This is a genomic window from Methylobacterium iners (assembly GCF_022179305.1).
Lineage (GTDB): Bacteria > Pseudomonadota > Alphaproteobacteria > Rhizobiales > Beijerinckiaceae > Methylobacterium > Methylobacterium iners.
The window spans coordinates 17,914-42,826 of the sequence record NZ_BPQP01000032.1; the positions used below are offsets into that span (position 1 = coordinate 17,914).

Sequence of the window (24,913 nt, forward strand, 5' to 3'; positions counted from 1 at the left end):
GCTTGGATTAACGACGTTTGTTTACCGAAGGGTTACCGTAGCCTGACGTGCACGTATCCCTCCCCCGCGATGGGGAGGGATACGCACGACCGAGGCCGAGGAGACCGAGTCTCACGCCGCGAGCCCGCGCTTGCGCAGCAGCGGGTCGATGCTCGGCAGACGCCCGCGGAAGGCGGTGTAGGCCTCGCTCGGGTCGCGCAGGTTGCCGGCCCCGTACACGAACTTGCGCAGCCGGGCGGCGGTCTCCGGGTCGAAGATGTCGCCGGCCTCGCGGAAGGCGTCGAAGGCGTCGGCGTCGAGCACCTCCGACCAGAGATAGCTGTAGTAGCCGGCTGCGTAGCCGTCGCCCGAGAATATGTGCGCGAAGTGCGGCGAGCGGTGCCGCATCGCGATCTCCGCCGGCATGGCGATCCGCTCCAGGGCGTCGGCCTCGAAGGCGATGACGTCAAGGCCGTCCTCGCCGGCGGCGGAGAGGTGGAGCGTCATGTCGACGATCGCCGAGGAGGTGTACTCCACGGTGGAGAACCCCTGATTGAAGCTGCGGGCGGCGAGGAGCCGGTTCAGCAGATCCTCCGGCATCGGCTCGCCGGTCTGGTAGTGCCGGGCATAGGCGCGCAGCACGTCGGGCTGCTCGAGCCAATGCTCGTAGAGCTGCGAGGGCAATTCCACGAAATCGCCGGACACGGCGGTGCCGGCGAGCAGCGGGTAGGTCACGTCGGAGAGGAGCCCGTGCAGGGCGTGGCCGAACTCGTGGAACAGGGTGCGCGCGTCGTCGAAGGAGAGCAGCGTCGGCTCACCCTCCGGAGCCCGCGCGAAGTTCATCACGTTGACGATGATCGGCCGGATGTCGTCATCCAGGCGCTCCTGCGAGCGGAAGGCGCTCATCCAGGCGCCGCTGCGCTTCGAGGATCGCGCGAAGTAATCGCCGAGGAACAGGCCGACCTCCGAGCCGTCGGCGTCGCGCACCGCCCAGGCGCGCACGTCCGGGTGGTAGCGCGGAAAATCCGAGAGCTCCTCGAAGCGCAATCCGAACAGCCGCGAGGCCGTGTCGAAGGCCGCGGCGATCACGCCCTCCAGCGGCAGGTACGGCTTGATCTCGCCCTCGTCGAGGTCGTGCTCCGCGCGACGCAGCTTCTCGGCGTAATGGCGCCAATCGTGCCGCGCCAGGGCGAAGTTGCCGCCATCGGCCTGAACGATCGCCTGGAGCCGATCGCGCTCGGCCGCGGCGCGGGCGCGGGCCGGCGCCCAGACGGCGCGGAGCAGGTCCATCGCGGAATCGGGCGATTTCGCCATGGTGTCGGCGAGCTTGAAATGGGCGAAGCTCTCGTAGCCGAGGAGGCGCGCCCGTTCGGCCCTGAGCGCGATGATCTCGCGGATGATCGCGCGGTTGTCGGTAGGGCCGCCGCCCTCGCCCCGGCGGATCCAGGCCTCGTAGGCCCGCTCGCGCAGGTCGCGTCGCGTCGAGAAGACGAGGAAGGGCTCGATGAGCGAGCGCGACAGGGTGATGACGTGGCGGTGCTCGCCGCCGCGCGCCTCGGCGGCACTGGCGGCGGCCGCGCGCAGGAAGGGCGGCAGGCCGGCCAAGTCGTCCTCGCCGTCGAGCGGCAGGACGAAGCTGCTCTCGTCGGCGAGCAGGTTCTGGCTGAAGCTGGTGCCGAGCTCGGCCAGGCGGCCGGCCATCGCCGCCATCCGCTCCTTCGCCTCGGGCGCGAGGTCGGCGCCCGCGCGCCGGAAGCGGGTGCGGTAGCGGTCGAGGACGCGCCGCTCCTCGTCGCCCAGCGCCTCGGCGTTCGGATCGATGGCCGAGATCCGGGCCCAGAGCGCGGCGTTCAGGTAGATCGCGCTGCCGTGGCGGGCCAGCCGCGGCGTAATCGTCCGCTCGACGGCCTGCAGCTCGGGATTCGTGTGGCTCCCGCTCAGATTGAAGAAGACCGAGGCCACGCGGTCGAGATCCTGTCCCGCCCGCTCCAGCGCCGCGACGGTGTTCGCGAAGTCCGGCGTACGGGCGTCGCCGGCGATCGTCGCGATCTCCGCCTCGTGCGCGGCGATCGCCCGCTCGAAGGCGGGCAGGTAGTGCTCGGGACGGATCCGCTCGAAGGGCGGCAGGCAGTACGGGGTCGCCCAGACCGCCTCCGCGAAGGGGCCGGCATCCGCGGCCGGGCCAGCCTGGATCTCGGGGGCTTGGTTTGCGGTCATGGTCGTCCTTCGCGCTTTCGGGTGCGTCGGACCGAAGGTAGGTGGCGATGCCGCTCGCGCAAAGCCGACCTTCGGACGCGGTGCCTGGATCGAATGCGCATCGCGCCCGTTTGTGTCCCGTCGTCGAGGGATGGAAGCGGGAACAGCATGGCTCTGCGTCGATCCCTCGCTATCGCGGCCATGCTCCTCGCGGGCGGGCTTGGTCCCATCGCGGCCGAGGAGCGTGCGGCCCCGCCGGTCCCGCTGCCGCCCGAGCGACCGCTGGAACTCAGCCCCGCGCCGCCCGACCCGCCGAAGCCCCCCGAGGCGACGGCCGCGGAGACGCCCCTGCCGCCGCAGCGCCCCGCCGAGTTCGCTCGGGAGCCGGCGCTCGCCCCGACGGTTCCGGCGGCGGACGACGCCGCTTGCCGCCGCCGCCTCGAACGGCTCGGCGCCACCTTCGAGCCCCTGCCGGCAATCGCCAACGGGCAATGCGGCGCGGCGCGGCCCCTGAAGGTGACGGCGCTCGCGGGGATCTCCCTGTCGACCCCTCTTACCCTGGTCTGCGGCGCGGCCGAGGCGCTGGCGCGCTGGGCGACGGAGGTTCAGGTCGCCGCAGAGCGCGACCTCGGGCAGCCCCTGGCGAGCCTCTCGATCGGCACCTCCTACGAGTGCCGCGGCCAGAACCACGATCCGGACGCGCGCCTGAGCGAGCACGCCTTCGCCAACGGCATCGACGTCATGGGCTACGGCTTCACGGGCCGCCTCGCCATCGGCGTGGGGAAGCTGCCGGCGGGGACGCCCGAGGCGACCTTCCAGGCTGCGGTCCGCGCCCGCGCCTGCAGCTTCTTCCGCACGGTGCTCGGCCCGGGCTCCGACGCCGCCCACGCCAACCACCTCCATCTCGACGAGCGCGAGCGGAACGCGGGCCATCGCCTCTGCCAGTAGGCGGGGTCACGGAACGCAGGGGCGGCGTTCCGCCTTTACCGTGCGGGCGCTCCTGCCCCAGGAGGTTGTGGCGGTGACGATGCGTTCTCTCTTGCGGACCGGCCTTGCGGCCTTCCTGGCGGCCGGGATCGGCATCGTCGATGCCGCGGGGACGGCCAAGGCCGCCAAGAAGCGGGACGCCAAGGAGGCGAACGCCAAGGCCGAGCCGCTGACCAAGGACGCGATCAACGCGGCGACCTTCGATCCCCAGAAACCCGCCGAGAAGGCGGCCGGCAAGCGGCCGAGCCCCCTCCTCATCAAGGTCCAGGTGCTCCTCGACAGGGCCCGCTTCTCCCCCGGCGCCATCGACGGGCGCAACGGCGAGAACCTCCAGGGCGCGCTCGCGGCCTTCGGGGAAGCGCAGGGGCTCCCGGCCGACAAGACCCTGACCAAGGAGGTATTCGAGAAGCTCCAGGCCACGAGCGCCGACCCGGTGGTCACCGAGTACACGCTCGCGGAGGCGGACGTCGCCGGTCCCTTCGTCGAGAAGATTCCCCCTAAGATGGAGCAGCAATCTGAGCTGGACGCGCTCGGCTACACGAATGCGCGGGAGATGCTGGCGGAGCGCTTCCACATGTCCCGCGACCTCCTCGGCGCTCTGAACGGCGGCGCCGACCTCGAGAAGGCCGGCACGGTGATCCTCGTCGCGGCGGTGCCCGCGCTGGAGCGCGGCAAGCCCAAGGACGACAGGCCCAGAGATGCCAAGGCAAAGGACGCCAAGGCTGGGGACGGCAAGGGCAAGGAGGCCAGAACCCGCGAGGCCAGGGCTAAGGATGCTGACGCCAAGACCTCCGATGCCAAGACCTCCGACGTCAAGAATGGGGATGCGAAGAACGCGGAAGGTCAGACCGCCGACGCCAAGTCTGCCGAGCCGAAGGCGGCCGGTGAGGATGCCGCGCGGGCCAAGGTCGTCCGGATCGAGGTCGACAAGGAGACCCGCCAGGTCCGCGCCTTCGACAAGGAAGGCCGTCTCCAGGCCTTCTATCCCGCCTCGATCGGCAGCGATGAGAAGCCGGCGCCCTCAGGGACCGCCAAGGTCGAGCGCGTGGCCTACGACCCCACCTACACCTACGATCCGAAATACGCCTTCAAAGGCGTGAAGGCGAAGGAGAAGTTCACGATCAAGCCCGGGCCGAACAATCCGGTCGGGCTCGTCTGGATCGACCTTTCCATCCCCTCCTACGGCATCCACGGCACGCCCGAGCCGGAGAAGGTCGGCAAGACCGAGTCCCACGGCTGCATCCGGCTGACCAACTGGGACGCTCGCGACCTCGCCTCCCGGATCGAGCGCGGCGCGACGGTGGAGTTCAAGGACAGGTAGCCCCCCTCCCGGCCGGGATGTTCCAGCGGCGAAGGCGCGACGCGGCCGCCAGCAGGGCCGCGTCGCAGAGGAGGGCCAGGGCCGCCGTCGCGGCGGCGCCCTGCAGCATCGGCACGAGGTTCTGGTTCTGGAGCCCGGCGACGATCGGCGTCCCAAGGGTGGAGGCGCCGGCCAGGCCGCCGACGGCCGTCGTCGCGACGGCGAGCACCAGGGCGGTCCGGAAGGTATCGAGGATGATCCCGGCGGCGAGCGGCAGCTCGACCTGCAGGAGGACCTGCCGCGGGCTCAGGCCGATGGCGATTGCGGCCTGCCGCGCCTCCGGCGAGACCGCCTCGATGGCGCCGACCGTGCCCCGCAGCATCGGCATGATGCTGTAGGCAACGAGGGCCAGCACCGTCGGCGGACCGCCGAAGCCGAGCACCGGCAGCGCCAGCGCCACCATCACGACCGGCGGGACCGCCTGAGCCGCCGCGGCCGCGCCGTCGATCCCAGCGCGCAAGGGTGCGGCGAAGTCCCGGGTCGCGAGGATGCCGAGGCCGATCCCCATGAGCGCGACGAGCGCCAGCCCGATCCCCGCAAGGGCGAGGTGGTTGAGGCCGAGCTCGAGGAGGCGGTCGAGGGGGAGCGCCCGGCGCGGCTCCGCACCCAGGGTGACGGCGAGCCGCCGCGCGACCTCGGGATGGCTCCCCAGGGCGAGGGCGAACCCGGCCAGCGCCGGCCCGAGGATGGTGCGCCGGGGGGTCATGCCGGCCATCTCCGCCGCGCACCGGCCTCGGCGACACCCAGAGCCTGGTCTGCCGCGAAGGAGAGCAGCACGATGGGGATCGCGCCGAGCAGGATCAGGTCCGGCGCGAACTGCGCCATCCCGTCGAACACGACCTGGCCGAGGCCGCCTGCACCCACCAGCGCGCCGAGCGTCGCCAGGCCGAAGCTCTGGACCAGGGCGACGCGCAGGGCCCCGATCAGGATCGGCGCTCCGAGCGGCAATCGGATCCGCATCAGGATCTCGCGCGGGGTCAGCCCCATCGCCGTCGCCGCGTCGAGGACGGCCGGATCGGGCGCATCAAGGGCGGCCGTGAGACCCCGCCGGAGCGGGAGCAGGAGGTAGGCCGCGGTGCCGAGAAGGGCCGGCGCGGGCCCGAGCGCGCTGAAGCCCCAGTCCCGGAGCGTGGGTGCGGCGTTCAGGAGCCCCGAGATCAGGGCGACTAGGCCGCCGAACAGGGCGATGGCCGGAACCACCTGGATGCCGCTGACCGCGAGATCGACCACTCCCCTGCCCCGCCGCGGGGCGGCGAGCAGGGCGGCGACCAGGCCTGCCAGCAACACCGCGCCGAGAGAGAGCAGGAGATGCCTGCCGAGGGCGGCGCCGACGACCTCGCGCCGCGCTTCGTACTCGACCGCGAGCGAGAGTGCCGCGAGGCTGCCGGCCTGCCAGGCCAGGGTGCCGAGCACGGCGGATGCGCCCAGAACCGCAGGGCCGAGCCAGGGCAGACGGCTTGCCCGTATCGCCAGGGCCAGGCTGGTGCCGAGCACGCCCACGGCGAGCCAGGCTCCGGAGCCGAGGCTCGCCCGCACCGCGGGCGGACGCCCGGCAATCAGTTCCGCGGCGCCCGCGCCGAGCGCCTGGACGAGGAGCGCCAGGGCGGTTGCGAGGAGCGCGACCGCGAGACCCGCGCCGGCGCGGCCCCTCACGGCGCCGAGTATGAGAAGGCCCCCCGCACCGAGCCCGGCGGCGGCGTCGATCGTCCAGCCCGGCAGGTCGGCGGCCGCGAATGGCAGGCCGACGACGAGGCGGTTCGCCGCGATCCTGAGCACCGGCAGGCCGTAGAGCACCCCGACGAGGAGGGTCGCGCCGGAGAGGGAAGCCCCGATCGCCGCGGCCTGCGGCGTTCGCCCGTTCAACCGAGCAGCCCGCGTTCTGAAAGGTAGCGCCGCGCCACCGCCTCCGCGACCTCGCCCTCGACGGTGACCTGCGCGTTGAGGCCCCGCAGCGCCGCCGCGTCGAGGCCCGTGAAGATGGGCCTGAGGGCGGCCCGGATCCCCGGGTGGCGCTCCAGGACGGCCGCCCGGACGACCGGCGCGACCTCGTAGACGATCTGGGCGCCGCGCGGATCGCTCATCACGACGAGGTCGAGGGCCGAGAGCGCGCCGTCGGTGCCGTAGACCATCCCCGCATTGACCCCGCTGATGCCCTGCGCCGCGGCGCGCGCCGTCACCGCCGTGTCGCCGCCGGGCAGGCTGACGATGCGGCCGCGGGGCAGGTAAAAGTCGTAGGCGGCCTCGAACGAGGGCAAGGCGGCCGGGCTCTCGACGAACTCGGTGGAGGCGGCGAGCCGGATCAGCCCCCGCCGGACCGCGCCCGCGAAATCCTCCATGGTCCGGATGTTCTCGTCTCGCGCGAGCCTCCCGTTCACCGCGACGAGCCAGGTGTTGTTGGCCGGCGCCCGATCGAGCCAGGCGAGGCCCCGCTCCGCATCGCGGGTCCGAATCTTGTCGAAGGCCGCCTGCGGCACCTTCCAGGCCGGGTCGGTCTCGGTACCGGTGAAGAAGGCGCCGTTGCCGGTGTATTCCGGGTAGACGTCGACCGCCCCGGCGAGCAGCGCCGATCGCACGATCAGGGTCGGCCCCAGTCCGAGCTTGCGCGTGACGGCGAGCCCGAGATGCTCCAGCGCCAGGGCGATCATCGCCCCGCACAGCGCCCCTTCGGTATCGTTCTTCGAAGCGACCACCAGGGCTGCGGCGTGGGCCCCCGAGGATCGCAGGGCCGGGAGCGTCGCCAGACCGGCGAGCACGCCGCGCCGGCTCGGACGCCGCGAGCCTTTTCCCATTAACAAATGATATATCATTCCGGCGGCTTTGTCGGGAATGTATTGCTCAATAACATCGTGCCGTAGGAAGTGATGCCGTCGGCCAACGCGGGTGCTTGACACACCGCTTCGGACGGGCGACGGGTCGCTTCGTACCTGAACTGTTCCCCTCGTTCGGACCGATGGAGGCGCCCCGCGCGGCGCTGCTGTTGCCGGGCCGGGTTCTTCGCAAAACGAGATCGATGGAGACGCGTTCCGGCAACGGGACGCCCCCCGAGGGAAGATTCCGCGGCGTGAGTGCTGAACCGAACGACGATCTCCTGAACGGCACCCGCGTCCTCGTCGTCGAGGACGAGGCGGCCATCTCGATGCTGCTCGAGGACATGCTCCTCGATTTCGGTTGTACCGTCGTCGGGCCGGCGGCCCGGCTCGCGACCGCGCTCGAGATGGCCGAGGGCGAGGCCTTCGAGATCGCGATCCTCGACGTGAACGTCGCGGGCGAGCCGATCTACCCGGTGGCCGAGGCGATCGCCAAGCGCGACCTGCCGCTGGTGTTCTCCACGGGCTATGGCGGCGCCGGCATCCGCGAGCCGTTTCGCGATCGCCCCGTGGTCCAGAAGCCGTTCAGCCAGGCGGATCTCAAGCGCACGCTGATCTCCGCGATGAAGGCCGCGCGGGGCTAGGGTCTTCACAGACCCTCCAGCGGGAAGGCATCGACGAGGTGCACCGGCCAAGTCCGGCTCCCGACGAAGACCGCATCCGCGCGAAGGATCAGCCCGGCATGGCGCGGGCGGCGCGCGATCCAGGCGCGGGCGGCCCGTGAGAAGCGGGCGCGCTTGCGAGCGTCGATCGCCCCGAAGGCATCCCCGAGGACGGCGCGGGCCTTGACCTCGACGAAGACCAGGGTCGCGCCCCGGCGCACGACCAGGTCGATCTCACCGCCGGCCGCAACGTAGCGGCGGGCCAGGGGCCGGTAGCCCTTCAACATGAGCGCGACCAGCGCCAGGGTCTCGGCCGAGCGGCCGCGCAGGTAGGTGGCGCGGCGGCGCGACGCGGCCGCATCGACCTTAGACGCCCGCATCGTCGCGCCGCGCGAGCACAAGGGCGCGGGCATAGACCGTCCGGCGCGGCTGGCCGGTCTCGTCGGCGACGAGGGACGCCGCGTCCTTGATCGAGTGGCGCGCCAACGCCGCGGTGAGCGCCGCGTCGAGCCCAGCGTCGGCCTCCTCGCTCGCCTCCGCCTCGGGTGCCGCTCCGATCACCACCACGACCTCGCCCTTCGGCGCGCCCTCCTCCGCGAAGGTTTCGGCCAGCGCGCCGAGCGTGTCGCGCCGGATCGTCTCGAACAGTTTGGTGAGTTCCCGCGCCACCGCCGCCGGACGGCCCGCGCCCAGCACCTCGACGGCGTCGGCGAGCATCTCCGGCAGGCGGTGGGGGGATTCGAACAGGACGAGGGTGCCGGGCACGCCGGCGAGCACGCCGAGCCGCCCCCGGCGCGGCCCCGACTTCGCCGGCAGGAAGCCCTCGAAGAAGAAGCGATCGGTCGGCAGCCCGGCCGCCACGATGGCGGTCATCACCGCCGAGGGGCCGGGGATCGGGGTCACGGCGATGCCGGCCTCGATCGCCGCCTGGACCAGCTTGAAGCCGGGATCGGATACCAGCGGCGTGCCGGCATCCGAGACCAGAGCCAGCGCCTCGCCGGATAGCATCCGCGCCACCATCCGCTCCCGGACGGCGGCGTTCGAGTGCTCGTGATAGGCCACCAGCGGCGTCGTGATTCCGTAATGCATCAGGAGCGTGCGGGTGACGCGGGTGTCCTCCGCGAGCACCGTGTCGGCGGCGGCGAGCGTCGCCAGGGCCCGGAAGGACACGTCGCGCAGGTTGCCGATCGGGGTCGCCACGACGTGAAGGCCCGGCGACAGCGGCTCCGCCTCCGCGGCGAGGCCGAAGGCCGTGAAGGTCGCCGGTGGCTTGCCCGCGGCCGGCGGCGGCCCCTCTCTGCGGCGGCGGCTCCTGTTGTCGATTCGTTGGCTCATGGCGCGAACCTTGGCATGGCGTCGCCGGCCCGCGAAAGATTTGCGCGGGGCAAACGGCACATTTACTGTTTGCCGCGAACCTCAAATTAGGGTTTCGCCGGTCGCGACAGAGGTCTTTTCCGAGATGGTGCGATCAACCTGGCTGCGACGCGGCATCTCGCTCGGCGCGATCCTTCTTCTGGGGGTCTCGCTCAAGGCCTGCATCGGCGGGCCCGACGGCGGCCCGCGCGGCACCGTCCAGGCGCCTGCGCCGAGCGTCGCCGCTGACGCTGCCGCCACCGGCGGGACGCGGATCGGGGCAGGCACGGTCAAGGTCGCGCTCGTCGTTCCGCTCACCGGACAAGGCTCGGCGATCGGCACGGCCCTGCGCAACGCGGCCGAGCTCGCGATCGAGGATTTTCAGAAGCCCGATCTCCAGATCATCGTGAAGGACGACCGGGGCGCCCCCGACGGCGCCCGGGAGGCGGCGCAGGCTGCCCTCGCCGATGGAGCGGAGCTGGTGCTCGGCCCGCTCTTCGCCGCCAACGTCCAGTCCGCCGCGCAGGTGGTGCGCGCCGCGGGCAAGCCCATGGTCGCGTTCTCGACGGATGTCAGCGTCGCTGCCCGCGGCGTCTACCTCCTCAGCTTCCTGCCCCAGGCGGAGGTCGACCGCATCGTCGAGGAGGCCACGGCCGCGGGACGCCGCTCCTTCGCCGCCCTGATCCCGGAGAGCACCTATGGCAACGCCGTCGAGGCGCAGTTCCGCGAGGCCGTCGCGCGGAAAGGTGCCCGCCTCGTCGCCATCGAGCGCTACGCGCCGGGCAACCCCGCCCCCGCTATCGGCCGGATCACTGGGTTGATCACGGGGGCCGGCGCACAGGCCGACGCGCTGTTCCTCCCCGACACGCCCGAGGGCCTCGCGGCCGTGGCGCCGGCGCTGACCCGGGCCGGGTTCTCGCCCGGCCGCGTCAAGCCCCTGGGCACCGCCGTCTGGAACGATCCGCGCGTCTTCGCGCTGCCGGCGCTCCAGGGCGGCTGGTTCGCGGCCGCAGACGCGGCGGGCTTCGCGAACTTCTCGCAGCGCTATCAGGCTCGCTTCGGCGCGGCCCCGCCGCGCGTCGCCTCGCTCGCCTACGACGCGGTCTCGCTCAGCGCCGCGCTCACCCGGCAATACGGATCCCAACGCTTCGCGGACGCGACCCTGACCAACCCCTCGGGCTTTGCCGGCACGGACGGGACCTTCCGCTTCCGCCCCGAGGGTCTGAGCGACCGGTCGCTGGCGATCTACGAGATCCGCGGCAACGCGTCGGCGATCGTCAGCCCGGCACCCCGTACCCTGTCGCCTTCCGGGACCTAAGGCTCAGGCCGAGAGCGCCGTCACGATCGCGTTGAGAACCGGCGCGCCCCGCTTCGTCGTGGCGATACGGCCACCAGGCCGTCGGGCGATCAGATCCTCCGCGAGGAGCGCGTCAACCCGGGCCGGCTCCAGCGCCCTCCCCTTCAGGGCGGCGTAGCGCTCCGGATCGATCCCCTCGCTGAGCCGCATGCCCATCATCAGGAACTCGTCGCCCTGGTCGTCCGCCGACAGGGCTTCGGTCTCGACGATGCCGTGCCCGTCGCCCTCCACGCGCGCGAGCCAACCCTCGGGCGCGCGCTCGGTCACGGTGCCGAGGCGCCCTTCGTCCGAGACGAGGCGGCCGTGGGCGCCGGGCCCGATTCCGGCATATTCGCCGTAGCGCCAGTACAGGAGGTTGTGGCGCGATTCCGCGCCGGCGCGGGCGTGGTTCGAGATCTCGTAGGCCGGCAACCCGGCCCGGTCGCAGACTTCCTGCGTGACGTCGTAGAGCGCACGGGCCGCGTCGTCGTCCGGCGGCACGAGGCGTCCGGCGGCGGCCAGGCCGTGGAACGGCGTGCCGGGCTCGATGGTGAGCTGGTAGAGCGAGAGGTGCTCCGCCGCGCGCGCGATGGCCTCGCCCAGTTCGGCGCGCCAGGCCGCCTGCTCCTGGTTGGGGCGGGCGTAGATCAGGTCGAACGACATGCGTTCGAAATGTGCCTGGGCGATCGTGATCGCCTTGGTCGCCTCGCTCGCGCTGTGCAGGCGCCCCAGCCCCTTGAGCGCGGCATCGTTGAGCGCCTGGACCCCGAGAGAGACTCGATTCACCCCGGCGGCGCGGTAGCCGCGGAAGCGGCCGGCCTCCACGCTGGTCGGGTTCGCCTCGAGGGTGACCTCGACGTCGGGCGTGATCCCCCAGGCGCCGGCAATGGCATCGAGCAGGCCCGCGACGGTGCCGGGCTGCATGAGCGAGGGCGTTCCGCCGCCGAGGAAGATGCTCGACACGGTGCGGCCCGGCGTGCGGGCCGCCATATGCGCGATCTCCGCCCGGAAGCCTCTGAGAAAGCGTTCCTCGTCCACCGGCGCGTGCCGCACGTGGCTGTTGAAGTCGCAATAGGGGCACTTGGCGGCGCAGAAGGGCCAATGGACGTAGACCCCGAACCCGACGTCGCGGGTGGGGTGATCCGGGCCGGTGGAGGCGATCATCGGGCGGATGTGCGCGCGGGAGCCCGATTTGGCAATCCTGCCCGGACGTCGCGGCCTCAGACGAGGATGTCGAGAACCCGCTTCTCGGCGTCCAGGCTGGAGCGGAGCATGGCGGTGTTCAGGCTGACATCCGCCTTCGACTCGATCAGCTGCACGGCGGTCGCCGACAGATCGACCTGAACCGGGCTTGGCAGGCTCGTGCCGAGCGTCGCGACCCCTTCGGTCGCGGTGCCGTAGCGCTGCGCCGCGACCGCGAGGCCGCCGCTGCTCACCGAAACTGCGCTGATCATGGCTCCATCTCCGCCTTGAGCGAGCACGCTGACACGGGATTTCTGAATCGAGCGGCCGAGATTTGCGTCGTATTTGAGCGATGCCGGCGGTCCGGGAGGAGATTTCCTCAGAATTGCTCGTGGGCGACTGGTGCATCGTGTTCCCGCACCTACCTGCCCCCGCACCAAGCGCTCCGGCCGACCGGACGCGCCCCCCGGAGAGACCCCTCGATGATCGACCTGTATTTCTGGCCCACGCCCAACGGGCACAAGGTGACGCTCTTCCTCGAGGAGGCAGGCCTTCCCTACGCGCTCAAGCCCGTGAACATCGCCGCGGGCGAGCAGTTCAAGCCGGACTTCCTGAGGATCGCTCCGAACAATCGCATGCCCGCGATCGTCGACCACGCGCCCGAGGGCGGCGGCGAGCCGGTCCCGCTCTTCGAATCGGGCGCGATCCTGCTCTACCTGGCGGAGAAGACGGGCCGGTTCCTCGCCCCGGACCTGCGCGGCCGGGCCGAGACCCTGCAATGGCTGTTCTGGCAGATGGGCGGCCTCGGGCCGATGCTGGGTCAGAACCACCACTTCACGCAATACGCGCCCGAGAAGGTCCCCTACGCGATCGCGCGCTACGTCAACGAGACGAACCGCCTCTACGGCGTGCTCGACCGGCGCCTGGCGGATCGCGCCTTCGTCGCCGGCGCAGACTACTCGATCGCCGACATGGCGGCCTATCCCTGGATCGTGCCGCACCGGAAGCAGGGCCAGCGCCTCGACGACTTCCCGAACCTGAAGCGCTGGTTCGAGGCGATCGCGGCGCGCCCGGCGACGGTTGCGGCCTACGAGAAGGGCAACGCGCTCAACCCGGACCGCGACAAGCCGATGACGGACGAGGCCCGCAAGATCATCTTCGGTCAGACGGCCGCCAGTACCAAAGTGTGATCGATCCTACCGGCGCAGGCTGTCCAGCGGCACCGGCGCTGCGTGCGGCCGGGTCGCCAGCATGCCGTCGATGAGGGCCAGCACCTCGGCCCGGCCGCAATTGGCGGCCGGCTCGAAGGGGGTCCAGGTCTGGGTGAAGTCGAGCTTGGCGAAGACGTCGCGGTAGCGCCGCAGCTCGTTGGTGGTCAGCGGCACCCCGCGGACGAAAGCCTTGTGGGCCGAGATCGTCGTCGCGCGCCGGAAATCGCCCGGATCGAGCTCGAACTTCAGCGCATCCCCGCAGAACAGGATCTTTCGCGCGCGATCGAACAGGACCGCGTGGCCGTCGAAATGGCCGGCCGTGCGGTGCAGCTCCAAGCCGGGCAGCGGTTCCAGGAAGTCGTCGTAGGGCCAGGACACCTGCAGGGCCGCGCTCCAGACGAAGTCGGCCGCCGGCAGGCAGAGCTCGGGGTCGAAGCGGTCCTGGAGCTGGACCAGGGCGCCGTAGGCGTGGGGATGGGACGAGGAGAGCACCTGCATCCCGCCCAAGGCCGCGATGTGCTTCAGCGCCGCCTCGCTGAAGACCGGGCAGGCCTCGAAGCCCATGTTCCCCTGCGGAGTCTGGACCAGGTAGGCGCTCGGGCCGATCCCCGAGACGGGCTCGTTCCAGAAGCGCCAGACGCCCGGCTCCAGCTCCTGCCAGTGGCAGGGGAAGCGCGCCTGCGCCTCGGCCTCGGTCCAGAACTGCCAACCGTCCTGGGGCACCACGTGGCGCGCGTCGAGGCACATCGGGCAGGAAGGCGGCTTCGCGAAATGGCGCTGCCAGAAGCCGCAATTGTCGCAGGTGTAGGCGGGCAGATCGAGGGCGCCCGCGAAGGGCAGGTAACCGGGGGACACGGGCGTCGATCTCGTAAAAGCGGATGGCGTTGCGCCGGATGCGACGCATATAGGCCGGATCGCGACCGCGATGCATCACCCCCATCGGGAGGATCATGACCCAAGCCGCCGTCGCCTTCGACCTGACCCGGCTCGTCACCCGGCTGGCCCATGCCAGTCCGAGCGGCATCGACCGGGTCGACCTCGCCTATGCCCGACACTTCCTGTGGCAGGACGGCGCCCGGTTCGGGGTCGTGTCGACGGTGCTCGGCCCCCGCGTGCTCGATCGCAATGCGGCCCGGGCGGTGGTGGACGCCGTGGCGGCCGGCTGGGTCGAGGATCTCGATGCCGGCTCCGATCCCGTCTACCGCCGTCTCGTCGCGTCGATCGGCACGGGCGGCGAGTTGCCCGCCCTCGCCCCCGCTCCGGCCCGCACCCGGATGGCGCGTCGCCGCATCCAGCTCGACACGAACCTGCTTCTGCTCCGGGCCGGCGGGCACGAGGCGCTGCCCCGGGGCACGGTCTATCTCCACACCTCGCACCTGCGCCTCGACAAGCCGGAGCGCTTCGACTGGCTCTACGACCGCCCCGACATCCGACCCGTGTTCTTCGTCCACGATCTCATCCCGATCGCCTACCCGGAATACGGGCGGCCGGGCGAGGCCGAGCGGCACGCCGTCCGGATGGAAACGATCGCCCGCCACGCCGCGCATGTGGTTGTGAACTCGGCCGATGTCGCCGCGCATTTCAGCGGGTATCTCGCGGTGCGCGGCCTTGGATCGAAGCCGGTCTCGGTCGGCTGGCTCGGCGTCGAGCCGATCTTCCTCCAGCGGGAGGGGCAGCGCTTCACCCCCGCGCGCCCGACCTTTGTCGTGTGCGGCACCATCGAGCCGCGCAAGAACCACCTGCTCCTCCTCCATCTCTGGCGCGAACTCGCCGCGGAACTCGGGGAGGCGACGCCGCGCCTCCTCCTGGTCGGCCGGAGAGGGTGGGAGGCGGAGAACGTCATCGACATGCTGGATCGCTGCCGGGCCGTGCGCGCGCACGTGACCGAGGTCGCGGGCCTGTCGACGCACGGCCTCGCCGCCCTGATGCGGAGCGCGACCGCGCTTCTGATGCCCTCCTTCGCGGAGGGCTACGGGCTGCCGGTGGTGGAGGCCGCCGCGAGCGGCCTGCCGGTGGTCGCCTCCGACATCCCCGTCCACCGCGAGATCGGCGGCAGCTTCGCGGCTCTGCTGGACCCCCTCGACGGCGTCGGCTGGAAGCAGGCCATCCTTGGCCTCGGCGAGGCCGGGTCGCCGGTGCGATCGGACCTCCGTGCGCGCCTCGACGACTACGCGGCGCCGACCTGGGGGGCACATTTCCAGGCCGTCGAACGGGCGCTTGCCGCAGCCGCGTCCTGACTGTTCTGGCGACGCCCAAGTCTTGCGAAGGGTCCGCGCGCGGGCGCGATTGCCGTGGTGAGATCTGACGAATAAGAACAGGCGTCAGGGCCGCCCATATTCTGGCCCCGAGCGAGAGGCAGGCGATGAAGGTGGTCGATCTCGACCGGGAAGACATCAAGCGCGGGCTCGCCGACGGCTCGATCCTCGTGATCGACGTGCGGGAGCCGCACGAATTCGAGCAGGGCCGCATTCCCGGCGCGGTTCCTCATCCGCTCTCGACCTTCGACACGGCGGCCGTCGCCGCCTTGATCGAGGGCGATGGACGGCGCCCGGTGTTCTCCTGCGCCTCGGGGGTCCGCTCGGTCCACGCCCTTCAGGCGGCCCAAGGCGCGGGCCTTCCGATCGACGCGCATTATCGGGGGGGCTTCAAGGAATGGCGGGCGGCCGGCGAGCCGTTCGAGACCTGATCCGCCGTGGGCATGTGCGCTACCGCACGACGCGTGGGTAACACTCGCCTTAGCTCGGCACCATTAGGGACAGCACAGATGCCAACGCGCCGGCTCGCCAGCCTCCTCTCGATTCTTGCCTTCGCGGCCCCGCTCCTCGGGCAGCCGGCGCTCGCCCAGGCGCCGGGCGGACCGCCGCCGAAGGTGACCACGGCCAAGCCCGTCGTCCGTGAGTTCGTCGAGACCGACACCTATACGGGCCGCTTCGAGGCGGTGGACTACGTCGAGGTGCGCGCGCGCGTCACCGGGTACCTGGAAAAGGTATTGTTCCAGGACGGTGCGACGGTGAAGAAGGGCGACACCCTCTTCGTGATCGACCGGCGGCCCTACAAGGCCGCCCTGGAGCAGGCTCAGGCGGCCCTGGCCTCCGCGAAGGCAAGCCTGAACTTCTCGCAGACCGACCTCGAGCGCGCCCAGACGCTGAGCCGCTCGGGCAACATCTCGGAGCAGGTGACCGACCAGCGTCGCCAAGCCTCGCAGACGGCCCAGGCCAATGTCGACAGCGCCGAGGCACAGCTCCGCCAGGCGCAGCTCAACTACGACTTCACCGAGGTGAAGGCGCCGATCACCGGCCGCATCAGCCGGCGCCTCGTCACCGAGGGCAACATCGTCATCACCGATCAGACCATGCTGACGACGATCGTGTCGCTGGACCCGATCTACTTCAGCTTCACCGTCGATGAGCGCTCCTTCCTGAAATACCAGGGCAGCCTCAACATCGGCATGGGCGCCACCCAGAAGGCCAACGCCGTTCCGATCATGATCGCGCTCACCAACGAGGCGAAGCCGACGCGGAAGGGCCAGCTCGACTTCGTCGACAACCGCGTCGACAACGCGACCGGCACCGTGCTCCTGCGGGCCACCGTGGAGAACGCGGACGGGTTCATCAAGCCAGGCCTGTTCGGCATCGTCTCCCTGCCGGCGACGAAGCCCGCGAAGGGCGTGCTGCTTCCCGACGAGGCGATCTCCGCCAACCAGGACAAGCGCATCGTCTACGTGGTGAGCGAGGACGGCTCCGTCGCGACCCGGGACGTCCAGCTCGGACCCAAGGTCGACGGCTACCGCGTGATCCGCGGTGGGCTGACGGGCGAGGAAAGCGTCGTCGTCAACGGGCTCAGCCGGATCCGCCCTGGCGCCAAGGTGGCGGCCGAGGCGACCACCCTGCCGCCCTCGCGGACGTGAGGGTCGTGCGCTCCCGAGCGCGCGGGCGAGCTTACCCTCTCCCCTGCGGAAGCGGGGGAGTTGTGACAGGTCGATAACGAGACACCACCGCCGAGCCGCATGATGCGGCGAGAGGTTTGATCGATGCGCTTTGCCCACTTCTTCGTGGATCGACCGATCTTCGCGTCGGTGACGTCGATCATCTTCCTGATCCTCGGCTACGTCGCCTATGAGTCGCTGCCCGTCGCGCAGTACCCGGAGATCGTGCCCCCTACCGTGGTCGTGCGCGCCTCCTATCCGGGCGCGAATGCCGAGACCGTGGCCGCCACCATCGCGACGCCGATCGAGCAGGAGGTCAACGGCGTCGACAACATGCTCTACATGACGTCGCTATCGACCAACGACGGCAACATGCAGCTGACCGTCACCTTCAAGGTCGGCACCAACCTCGATATCGCCAACGTGCTGGTGCAGAACCGGCTCTCGGTCGCGCAGCCCCGCCTGCCGCCGGACGTGCGCAACCTCGGCGTGACCGTGCGCAAGTCCTCGCCCGACCTGATGATGGTCGTGCACCTGCTCTCGCCGGACAACACCTACGACCAGAACTACCTCTCGAACTACATCTACCTGCGCATCCGCGACGAGCTCCTGCGCCTCAACGGCGTCGGCGACATCACGGTGTTCGGCGGCAGCGAGTACGCGCTGCGCATCTGGCTCGACCCGAACAAGCTCTCCGCCTACGGCCTCTCGACCACCGACATCATCGGCGCCCTGCAGGAGCAGAACGTGCAGGTCGCCTCCGGCGCGCTCGGCGCTCCGCCGGCCCCGAAGGACAACGCCTTCCAGCTCGTCGTCCAGTCGCAGGGGCGCTTCCAGACGCCCGAGGAGTTCACGGACGTCATCGTCAAGGCGAGCGAGGGCCGCCTCGTCCGCATCAAGGACGTGGCGCGGGTCGAGCTCGGCCAGCAGACCTACACCACGCAGTCGTTCCTGAACGGGCAGCCCGCCGTCGGCGTCGGCGTGTTCCAACGGCCGGGCACCAACGCCCTCGAGGCGGCCGCCCAGGTCCGCCAGACCATGGAGACGATCAAGAAGAACTTCCCGCCCGGCGTCGAGTACAAGATCGCCTACAACCCGACGGAGTTCATCGAGGAATCCGTTCACGAGGTCTACAAGACGCTGTTCGAGGCCGTGGCGCTCGTCGTCGTCGTGGTGATGGTCTTCCTGCAGAGCTGGCGCACCGCGCTGATCCCGGTCATCGCGATCCCCGTCTCGCTCATCGGCACCTTCGCGGTGATGCAGGCGCTCGGCTTCTCCATCAATAACCTGACGCTGTTCGGCCTCGTGCTCGCCATCGGCATCGTCGTCGACGACGCCATCGTCGTCGTCGAGAACGTCGAGCGCAACATGGCCGAGGGGCTCTCGGCCGGCGAGGCCGCCCACAAGACGATGGACGAGGTCGGCGGGGCCGTGATCGCGATCGCCCTCGTGCTGTCGGCCGTGTTCATCCCCACGGCCTTCATCCCGGGGATCTCGGGCCAGTTCTACAAGCAATTCGCGCTGACCATCGCGGCCTCGACCATCATCTCGATGTTCAACTCGCTGACGCTGTCGCCGGCGCTCTGCAAGATCCTGCTGAAGCCGCACCACGAGCACGCCAAGCCCAAGTTCTTCCTGTCGCGCTTCCTGGCCTGGTGCGCGGACCTGTTCAACCGTGGCTTCGACAAGCTCTCGCACGGCTACGCCCGCACCATCGGCTTCCTCACGGGCAAGCTGGTCGGCGTCATCGGCATGCTCGTCGTCTACGCCGGCGTGATCGCCGGGACCCTGCACCTCGCGGCGACCACGCCGACGGGCTTCATCCCGCAGCAGGACCAGGGCTACCTGATCGGCGTCGTACAGCTCCCCGCCGGCTCCGCCCTCGAACGCACGACGGCGGTCATCCGCAGGGCCGCCGACCTCGCCCTGAAGGTCGACGGTGTCGCCAACGCCGTCATCATCTCGGGCTTCGACGGCGCCACCTTCACCAACACCACCAACGGCGCGGTGATGTTCCTGACGCTCAAGGCCGCCAAGGAGCGGGCCGCGGCCGGGAGGACCGCCGCCGCCATCACCGGTGACGTCTTCAAGGCCACGGCCGGCATCCAGGAGGCGCGCGTCCTCTTCATCCCGCCTCCGCCCGTCCGAGGTCTGGGCACCGGCGGCGGCTTCAAGATGCAGATCGAGAGCCGGCAGAGCTCGGAGATCGCGCCGCTGCTCGCCGCCGTCAACGAGGTGCTGGCCAAGGCCAACCAGAGCAACGAGGTCCAGCGCGTCTTTACCACCTTCGGCAACGACACGCCGCAGCTCTTCATCGACATCGACCGGACCACGGCGCGGATGCTGAACGTGCCGCTGCAGAGCGTCTTCTCGACGCTGCAGACCAATCTCGGCGGCGCCTACGTCAACGACTTCAACACATTCGGCCGCATCTACCAGGTCCGGGCACAGGCGGACCCCGCCTTCCGCCTGGAGAAGCGCGACATCGAGCAGCTCAAGGTGCGCTCCTCGACCGGCGCCCTCGTGCCGATGGGAACGCTGGCCTCGATCCGCGAGATCTCCGGCCCCCAGATCGTCCAGCGCTTCAACCTGTTCTACTCGGTGCCGATCCAGGGCGACGCCAAGCCCGGCATCTCGACGGGCCAGGCCCTCGACGCGATGGAGAAGATCGCCGAGACCCTGCCGCAGGGCTACGCCTACGACTGGACGGAGATCGCCTTCCAGCAGAAGGCGGCCGGCAACACCGCCATCCTCGTCTTCGGCCTCGGCGTGCTGCTCGTCTTCCTCGTGCTCGCAGCGCAGTACGAATCCTGGGCGCTTCCCCTCGCGATCATCCTCGTGGTGCCGACCGGCGTGCTCTCGGCGCTCGGCGCGGTGCAGATCAGGGGGCAGGACAACAACATCCTGACCCAAATCGGCCTCATCGTGCTCATCGGTCTCGCGGCCAAGAACGCCATCCTGATCGTCGAGTTCGCCCACCAGCTCGAGGAGACCGAGAAGAAGGGGCCGGTCGCCGCGGCCGTCGAGGCCTGCCGCCTGCGCCTGCGCCCCATCCTGATGACGGCCTTCGCCTTCATCCTCGGCACCGTGCCGCTCGTCATCGCCACGGGACCGGGCGCCGAGATGCGCCAGGCGCTGGGCACGGCCGTGTGCTTCGGGATGATCGGCGCGACCGTGTTCGGCCTGTTCCTGACGCCGGTGTTCTACGTGGTGATCCGCCGGGTGCTGATCTGGTTCGCGCGCAAGCGCGGCAAGGACCCGCACAACACCACGCCCGGCAAGCACGACCCGCATGTCAGCCCGGCCGGGGCGTGACAGCGCTCCCGAGACGGAAGCATCCGAAGGGGGTTGCGGCCCCCGGAGGGTGAAGCTATGACCCCCAAGCCTTAGGGCGTCGGAGCGTAGCGCAGCCCGGTTAGCGCACTAGTCTGGGGGACTAGGGGTCGGAGGTTCGAATCCTCTCGCTCCGACCATTATTCCTTATAAGCCGGAATGAGATAGCAGAGGCGGCCTTCGGGTCGCCTTTCTTGTTTTTGTGGGTTGGGTCCAAATTGGGTCGGATTATCCCAGCGGTCTTGTGACGACCACAAAATCCGTCCGGGTGTCTGCAGACGGCCGATAGGCAGGTGACGGTCGTTTGTTCGCCACAGCGCGATGGCGGCCGGATTATTGCTCTTACTGACGTGTCGGCCTCTGTCGGAGTTGCGAGCCCATGCTGAATGAGCGGCCGCTGTACGTCAGCGAGAACGGTGACACCTGGCATTTGGTGCGCGGCTCTACCAGCGGGTCGGTGTTCGTGCGCCACCGTGCCAACGAGGCCTCAGGCGGCCACGTCACGGATAGCGCGATCCCGGACTTTCTTGGCGTTGAGCGGCGTGGCCCTGAGCATCAGGAGCTCTGGCGCCTGATTGCTGGCTTTGTGGAGGACCAACCTGAGGCATGCGCAACCAAGCGCTAACCGTGGCTTTCTAAACCACGCCTTCTATCCGCCAGACAGCTTGAGACCGCCATGTTGGCGAAGCAGCAGATCGCCGCCCAGCTGACCCATATGGCGAAGGTCCAGATCAGCGATATCACTCGGGCGGTGAAGGGTAGCGAGAAGGCAGTCGCCTTGAACGAGATCACTGATCTCGCCCGCCGCCTGAACCTGCTGGCCGACGCGATCGCGACCAAGCCACCTGCCGCGGCTGTGGTGAACCCAAGCGTCGAGGTTACGCTCGAGCCGGCCTAGATTCGTCCGCACACCACCAAGTGCGCAGGCCCGAGGAGGCACTTCTCAGCAAACCCACAGGTGGGAAAGAGACGTCAGAGTGCCTCCTCTAAAAGTGCCGGGGACATCAGAACCCTCATGCCTTTTCCCAGACGAGAATGAGATCGCGCTTTGCATTCTTGGGCCTGAGCGCAGCAGGACCTGGTCAGAGCTCGCCATCGTGCTCGAGCGGCAAGGCCTTCCTCGGATCGATCCTTTGTTTGGTGGCCGGTACTGGCCAGCTGTGAAAGCTTTCCTGGATCGGATGCACCTCCCAGCCTCTCGGCTGGCTGACTAAGTCACAGCCAAATCCGTAGCCGATTGGCTGCCGGCCGACGAGTACCATTGGTGCGAACCCGTCGATAATGCGAGTGCGCTCTACCTAACAGGTCTCCGCGGCGCGCTGCACCTCGGTACGCTTAATCCGCTGCTCCGCTGCCGAGATGCACACCTAGCCCCTACGTCTCCGTCGGCATCGCACCCGTTGCCCTATGCGCATAGGGATCCCCGTCGTTGGCGTTCGGGAAGCGGCGGTCTACGTCCGTTGCTGCTCTAAACCGCCTACCATCTTGACCTTCTGACCCAGTATCTCAGACTGACACGACTTGGGTCACGCCTGGCTCTCGCGCGAGATCGCGAACCGCAGGAAGCCCTGCACAAGGCGGGGCTTCTGGTCGTCGTGCGGATCGACTTAGGCGACGCTGTTCTGAATGCCTAGGTCTTCGGCTGGGTCCACGCCCTCCGTTGTGTGGTTGCTCTCTACCTTGGGCTCGGCAGACTTGCCCTCTGCACCGCTCTTGGTCGTACGGGTGCTGTGGCCTTCAGCACCGGTCTCGTCGACCTCATGCGTCCTCTGGGTCTCGCGCATGCTCTCGCCATGGGGCGGCTTCTTCTCGGTCACTGCTTCCTCGCCATCATTCGTGGGCAGTACCAACGGCTAGATCGGATGGTTGTTCGCGCGTCGCCTAAGCGACGCGGGTGATGCAGAGGTGGGGCTTGCCCTGATGTACGCGGCCCTCACGCATAGCAGGTGCCGGCGAATCCTCGCCTTAAATCCGATCCGTCAGCGCTCGCGCTTAATTCCAGTCAGGCGTCCGGCCCCGATCTACCGAGCACGCCTCGGGTAGCCCGTTCCGGCATTTATGCGTTGCTCCGCCGCGCGCCGCCCCCGTACAGCATGCCGCCCGGCCACATCTGTTCGGCCATGAACTGAGCCATCATCACCTTGGCTTAGAACTGCGCCTGCTTGGCGTTCTCCGCCGCATTTTTCCGGTCCATGGCCAGATCGCCGGACGAACCGTTCGTGTGAAGCGAGGTCACGAAGGTCGGGGGGAGCACCGCCGAACCGCCCGGTCGTCGCCCCGTTGCTATTGGCCGGGCCGGTGATGTGAACCGGAATGCGTCGACCGTCTGGGAGTGGTACCGCCGCCTCACCTCTGGGCATCTCAGACGAACAGGATGTCGTTGTGGGTGCCTCCGGTCAGCAGATCGAGGTTTGTCACACTGGTGATCTGGATCGTCTCTGCCGCAGCCGCTCCGCCATCGCACAGGGGCATCGCTGCGCCGCCATCGCCTCTGCAACTGGGCAAGTTCTGCCCGGAGTGACGCTGGCGCGCTGGCACGCGAAGCGAGGTTCGACGACTGGCATCTTCAGCCCCGCGACCCGCGCAGAAGCAGATCTAATCCGGGCCTCTGCTGCAGCCGAGAGTGCTCTCGCTCTCAGGCAGCAGGGCTTTGATCCCAATCTCATCATCGGGCATCCCGGATGGGGTGAGACCTTGTTCATGCGCGAGGTGTTCCCGCGCGCCAAGCAGATCCTGTATGGCGAGTACTACTACCGCTCCTCAGGCGGAGATGTCGGCTTCGACCCCGAGTTCAGCAGAATGACAACTGAGGAAGCGTTCCGCATCCATGCCAAGAATGCCACGATGGCCTTGGCCTGTACTGAGGCTGACAAGATCATCTGCCCAACAGCATTTCAGGCCAGCCGCTTCCCAGACCTCTTCCGCTCACGGATGTCCATCATCCACGAGGGCGTCGATACCGGGCGCATCAAGCCGGATCCTGATCCAACGCTGAGCTTAGCAAGCGGGCGCAGGCTCGACCGCTCGAACCCCGTCATCACCTTCATTAACCGCCGCCTCGAACCATTGCGCGGGTTTCACATCTTTATGCGAGCCCTACCTAAGGTCCTGGCCGAAGTGCCGAATGCCGAGGTCGTGCTGATCGGGGCAGACGAGGCGGGCGGATATGGACCAAAGGCACCATCAGGCATGACTTGGAAGCAGGTCATGCTGGCGGAGGTGCAGGACTGCCTCGACCTACAACGCGTGCATTTCATGGGACAGATACCCCATGAGCAAATGCTGGCCGCCCTCTCCATTTCGACGGCGCACGTCTACTACACCTACCCCTTCGTGCTCTCTTGGTCGCTGCTTGAGGCAATGACCTCGGAGTGTCTCATCATCGGCTCAGATACCGCGCCCGTTAGAGATGCCATCGTGAATGGGCAGAATGGCCTGCTGCTCAACTTTTTCGACTTGGAGGCGCTGTCAAGTGCACTCATCCATGCCTGCCGTGATCCTAAGATGTTCCTGCCCTTGCGCCGTGCTGCACGTGAGACCGTGTTGCGCCACTTTGATCGTGACAGCCGTTGCCGACCTGCTTGGCTGCAGACCATCCATGAGGTGCAGCCCAGTCTAAAATTCCGCACTAGCGCCTGAGCGCGGCTGCCACCTCCCGTGCATACAAACCAACACTGGGATTACGCTCGTTCCAATGGTTGCGAGAAAAGGCGCCGGACGTCGAGTCGGGGCCTGTCCGCGGTCGGCACCTCGAAGCCCTGCGCGCCTGCACTCTTCACCCCCTTGCCCTGCGTCGCGGCGCCTACCCGTCCGCGATGACGGTGCTGGTTGCGCGCGGGCTGGTCGAGCAAGGCGCAGCACGTTGGAAGTACCGCAGACCCGGCGAGACCGCATGGTTTCTGACAGAGACCAGGCGTGCTCTGGTGCGAAACAAGGGCGACTGAAAAAGATCAGGCGTGAGCCACAGCCGTCCACGTCGGCGGAAAACCCGCCTTCGCCTTCCGCTTTGAAATCCAACACGCTGGAGGAGCCGAATTCCGTAAGAGTATCCAGGCTGCCGCTGCCGCAGTCGCTAAGCTTTCGCCGATTGGGGCAGCAATAATGGCTTCCAGCACTCCGCTGGGCCACATCAAAGCAGCGCCGCCAACTGTGCCGATGAAGGCCGTGGTGATGTACGCGATGATCATGCTTTGGCCCATCGCCTTACGCTGATCGACTACCAACGCGCAGACATCCTCTCGGTTGCTGCCAAGCCTCTGGCTGCTACCAGCAATTTTCCAAAATGATGATCGCGAAGGCAGCTCAGGACCTTCCCACTGTACTGTCCACTGTGTCGGATTGCACTGAACTGCGTGCCGGGGTTTGGTATTCCTGCGCGGAATTACAGTAGAGACACTCGTCTTGCAGCGCGACGAAGCCATCCAAGCTCACGATGACGTGGAGCATGTTCCACGTCCCAAGCGGGATCTCGTTACACCGTTACTGCTCGGGGTCGGCGGCATTCTCACATTAACGTGGTGTGGGCTGCTGGCCTGGGGTGCTGTGAGTCTAGTCAGCTACCTGCTCAGCTAAGTGACCTCGT

Annotated in this window: 22 protein-coding genes and 1 tRNA gene; 13 read left to right on the forward strand and 10 right to left on the reverse strand. The window is 68.9% G+C overall.

Going from position 1 to position 24,913, the window contains the following annotated elements; translation table 11 throughout:
• Positions 1-111: 111 nt before the first annotated feature.
• Positions 112-2,196, reverse strand: a complete 2,085-nt coding sequence (locus tag MFF55_RS11095) for a M3 family metallopeptidase (RefSeq protein ID WP_238244152.1) — start codon at positions 2,194-2,196, stop codon at positions 112-114.
• Between the two features lie 147 nt (positions 2,197-2,343).
• Here MFF55_RS11095 and MFF55_RS11100 point away from each other — a divergent pair, with 147 nt between their 5' ends.
• Both MFF55_RS11100 and MFF55_RS11105 read left to right on the forward strand, forming a co-directional pair.
• Positions 2,344-3,123, forward strand: coding sequence for an extensin-like domain-containing protein (locus tag MFF55_RS11100; RefSeq protein ID WP_373874786.1), 780 nt, complete (start codon positions 2,344-2,346; stop codon positions 3,121-3,123).
• Positions 3,124-3,196: 73 nt separating this feature from the next.
• Complete coding sequence (locus MFF55_RS11105; RefSeq protein WP_238244153.1) at positions 3,197-4,483, forward strand: L,D-transpeptidase family protein; 1,287 nt, start codon at positions 3,197-3,199, stop codon at positions 4,481-4,483.
• Here the strand turns inward: MFF55_RS11105 and MFF55_RS11110 are convergent.
• From MFF55_RS11110 to MFF55_RS11120, 3 genes are read right to left on the reverse strand one after another with little or no spacing between them, the layout of a single operon-like run.
• Positions 4,470-5,237, reverse strand: a complete 768-nt coding sequence (locus MFF55_RS11110) for an ABC transporter permease (RefSeq protein ID WP_373874787.1) — start codon at positions 5,235-5,237, stop codon at positions 4,470-4,472. The two genes, MFF55_RS11105 and MFF55_RS11110, sit on opposite strands and share 14 nt — an antisense overlap.
• A complete protein-coding gene (locus MFF55_RS11115; protein WP_238244155.1) occupies positions 5,225-6,385 on the reverse strand; it encodes an ABC transporter permease in 1,161 nt (386 codons plus the stop codon). The genes MFF55_RS11110 and MFF55_RS11115 overlap by 13 nt, the downstream gene beginning before the upstream one ends.
• Positions 6,382-7,311, reverse strand: coding sequence for a glycine betaine ABC transporter substrate-binding protein (locus MFF55_RS11120; RefSeq protein ID WP_238244156.1), 930 nt, complete (start codon positions 7,309-7,311; stop codon positions 6,382-6,384). Before MFF55_RS11120 ends, MFF55_RS11115 begins: the two co-directional genes overlap by 4 nt.
• A 272-nt stretch (positions 7,312-7,583) precedes the next feature.
• Between MFF55_RS11120 and MFF55_RS11125 the strand changes: the two genes are divergently transcribed.
• The gene (locus MFF55_RS11125; protein ID WP_238244206.1) at positions 7,584-7,973 is read left to right on the forward strand and encodes a response regulator; all 390 of its coding nucleotides are present in this window, start codon (positions 7,584-7,586) and stop codon (positions 7,971-7,973) included.
• 5 nt (positions 7,974-7,978) lie between these two features.
• Here MFF55_RS11125 and MFF55_RS11130 read toward each other — a convergent pair whose 3' ends face one another.
• Both MFF55_RS11130 and rsmI read right to left on the reverse strand, forming a co-directional pair.
• A complete protein-coding gene (locus MFF55_RS11130) occupies positions 7,979-8,371 on the reverse strand; it encodes a YraN family protein (protein WP_238244157.1) in 393 nt (130 codons plus the stop codon).
• Complete coding sequence (gene rsmI, locus MFF55_RS11135; protein ID WP_238244158.1) at positions 8,358-9,326, reverse strand: 16S rRNA (cytidine(1402)-2'-O)-methyltransferase; 969 nt, start codon at positions 9,324-9,326, stop codon at positions 8,358-8,360. Before rsmI ends, MFF55_RS11130 begins: the two co-directional genes overlap by 14 nt.
• 124 nt (positions 9,327-9,450) lie before the next feature.
• Between rsmI and MFF55_RS11140 the strand changes: the two genes are divergently transcribed.
• On the forward strand, positions 9,451-10,662 hold the full coding sequence (locus tag MFF55_RS11140; RefSeq protein WP_238244159.1) for a penicillin-binding protein activator: 1,212 nt from the start codon (positions 9,451-9,453) through the stop codon (positions 10,660-10,662).
• A gap of 3 nt (positions 10,663-10,665) precedes the next feature.
• On the opposite strand, the gene hemW is transcribed toward MFF55_RS11140, so the two are convergent.
• Positions 10,666-11,844, reverse strand: a complete 1,179-nt coding sequence (hemW, locus tag MFF55_RS11145; RefSeq protein ID WP_238244160.1) for a radical SAM family heme chaperone HemW — start codon at positions 11,842-11,844, stop codon at positions 10,666-10,668.
• Between the two features lie 56 nt (positions 11,845-11,900).
• Complete coding sequence (locus MFF55_RS11150) at positions 11,901-12,134, reverse strand: hypothetical protein (RefSeq protein ID WP_238244161.1); 234 nt, start codon at positions 12,132-12,134, stop codon at positions 11,901-11,903.
• A 210-nt stretch (positions 12,135-12,344) separates the two neighbouring features.
• On the opposite strand from MFF55_RS11150, the gene MFF55_RS11155 reads away from it, so the two are divergent.
• Complete coding sequence (locus tag MFF55_RS11155; RefSeq protein ID WP_238244162.1) at positions 12,345-13,052, forward strand: glutathione binding-like protein; 708 nt, start codon at positions 12,345-12,347, stop codon at positions 13,050-13,052.
• Between the two features lie 6 nt (positions 13,053-13,058).
• Here MFF55_RS11155 and MFF55_RS11160 read toward each other — a convergent pair whose 3' ends face one another.
• A complete protein-coding gene (locus tag MFF55_RS11160; RefSeq protein WP_238244163.1) occupies positions 13,059-13,928 on the reverse strand; it encodes an MBL fold metallo-hydrolase in 870 nt (289 codons plus the stop codon).
• Between the two features lie 95 nt (positions 13,929-14,023).
• On the opposite strand from MFF55_RS11160, the gene MFF55_RS11165 reads away from it, so the two are divergent.
• The 7 genes from MFF55_RS11165 (at position 14,024) to MFF55_RS11195 (ending at position 21,229) form a co-directional block, all read left to right on the forward strand.
• Positions 14,024-15,310 carry a glycosyltransferase family 4 protein gene (locus tag MFF55_RS11165; protein ID WP_238244164.1) on the forward strand — a complete coding sequence of 429 codons (1,287 nt, stop codon included), beginning with the start codon at positions 14,024-14,026 and terminating at the stop codon, positions 15,308-15,310.
• Between the two features lie 125 nt (positions 15,311-15,435).
• Positions 15,436-15,759, forward strand: a complete 324-nt coding sequence (locus tag MFF55_RS11170) for a rhodanese-like domain-containing protein (RefSeq protein WP_238244165.1) — start codon at positions 15,436-15,438, stop codon at positions 15,757-15,759.
• A 78-nt stretch (positions 15,760-15,837) separates the two neighbouring features.
• The gene (locus tag MFF55_RS11175; RefSeq protein WP_238244166.1) at positions 15,838-16,980 is read left to right on the forward strand and encodes an efflux RND transporter periplasmic adaptor subunit; all 1,143 of its coding nucleotides are present in this window, start codon (positions 15,838-15,840) and stop codon (positions 16,978-16,980) included.
• A gap of 123 nt (positions 16,981-17,103) precedes the next feature.
• On the forward strand, positions 17,104-20,313 hold the full coding sequence (locus tag MFF55_RS11180; protein WP_238244167.1) for an efflux RND transporter permease subunit: 3,210 nt from the start codon (positions 17,104-17,106) through the stop codon (positions 20,311-20,313).
• A gap of 80 nt (positions 20,314-20,393) precedes the next feature.
• Positions 20,394-20,471: transfer RNA gene (locus tag MFF55_RS11185), tRNA-Pro, on the forward strand.
• 239 nt (positions 20,472-20,710) lie between these two features.
• Entirely contained in the window at positions 20,711-20,956 is a 246-nt protein-coding gene (locus MFF55_RS11190) for a hypothetical protein (RefSeq protein WP_238244168.1), read from the forward strand.
• 51 nt (positions 20,957-21,007) lie between these two features.
• Entirely contained in the window at positions 21,008-21,229 is a 222-nt protein-coding gene (locus MFF55_RS11195; protein WP_238244169.1) for a hypothetical protein, read from the forward strand.
• A gap of 709 nt (positions 21,230-21,938) precedes the next feature.
• Here the strand turns inward: MFF55_RS11195 and MFF55_RS11200 are convergent.
• A complete protein-coding gene (locus MFF55_RS11200) occupies positions 21,939-22,148 on the reverse strand; it encodes a hypothetical protein (protein WP_238244170.1) in 210 nt (69 codons plus the stop codon).
• A gap of 565 nt (positions 22,149-22,713) precedes the next feature.
• Here MFF55_RS11200 and MFF55_RS11205 point away from each other — a divergent pair.
• Positions 22,714-23,970: a glycosyltransferase gene (locus tag MFF55_RS11205; RefSeq protein ID WP_238244171.1), complete on the forward strand. Its 1,257-nt coding sequence runs from the start codon at positions 22,714-22,716 to the stop codon at positions 23,968-23,970.
• The last annotated feature ends 943 nt before the right edge of the window (positions 23,971-24,913 follow it).